Here is an 814-nt window from a genome sequence, read left to right as displayed (position 1 = left end):
ACGGTCCGGCGTCGGCCGTCACCACGCCGCGACCGGGCCGGGCGTCGGCGGCCGTGCGGGCCGGTCCCTGGTCCTGGTCCGGGCGGTCCGACGGCGCGTCGCCGCCCACGCCGACCTGCACGTCGAGTCCGCCGAGGTCGCGCGCGAGGTCGCGTCGCAGGTCCGCGAGCGCGCCGCGCAACGCCTCGCGCGACGCCTCCGTCCCGCCCACGAGCTCGACGCGGACCTGGTCCGCCGCGATGTGCGCGACGACCCGGACCGGGCCGAGGTGCTCCGGGTCGACGGGGACCGTGAGGACGTGCCGGCCGTGCGCGAGACCGCCGAGCGCGGTGAGCCGCGCGCCGAGCTGCTCGGCGAAGGGCGCGGGCGCCGGTGTCGGGCCGGTCGGGGCCGCGTTCGGGTGCGTGGGGCCCGTCGACGTCGCCGGGGCGGTCTGGGCGGTGAGCGCCGCCTGGAACGTCGTCGCGGCCGAGGGTGCGGTGACCGGAGCGGTGGTCTCGGCAGGGGACGCGGCGCGCGCGGGGTCGCCCGTGGTCGTCGTGATGGGCGTTCCGGCGTGGACGAGCGGGCCGTCCGCCGGGGCGGTGGTCGCGGTGGTCGTGTGCGACGGCGTCGGGGTCGGTGCCGAGGTCGAGGCCGTCGTGGCGACGGTCACCGCGCCCGGGCGCGCCATGGCGCTGTCGGTCGTCGTCACCGCGTCGCTCGGCACGGCGTCGCTCGGCACGGCAGTCGAGGTCGTCGCGACGGCGGACGCGGCGGCGCCCTCCCCCACGGCGGCCGGCGGTGCCGGCGGGCTCGCCGGGGTCGCCGGCGC

At 80.6% G+C, this 814-nt stretch carries 1 protein-coding gene; it reads right to left on the bottom strand.

Going from position 1 to position 814, the window contains the following annotated elements:
• A partial coding sequence (locus CTKZ_RS21110; RefSeq protein WP_210766408.1) for a flagellar hook-length control protein FliK occupies positions 1-655 on the bottom strand: 655 nt, incomplete at its 3' end.
• Positions 656-814 lie beyond the last annotated feature (159 nt).

It is taken from the genome of Cellulomonas algicola, assembly GCF_003851725.1.
Taxonomy (GTDB): domain Bacteria; phylum Actinomycetota; class Actinomycetes; order Actinomycetales; family Cellulomonadaceae; genus Cellulomonas; species Cellulomonas algicola.
Note: the sequence above shows the minus strand (reverse complement) of the source record. Positions and strands in the feature narration are given on the sequence as shown.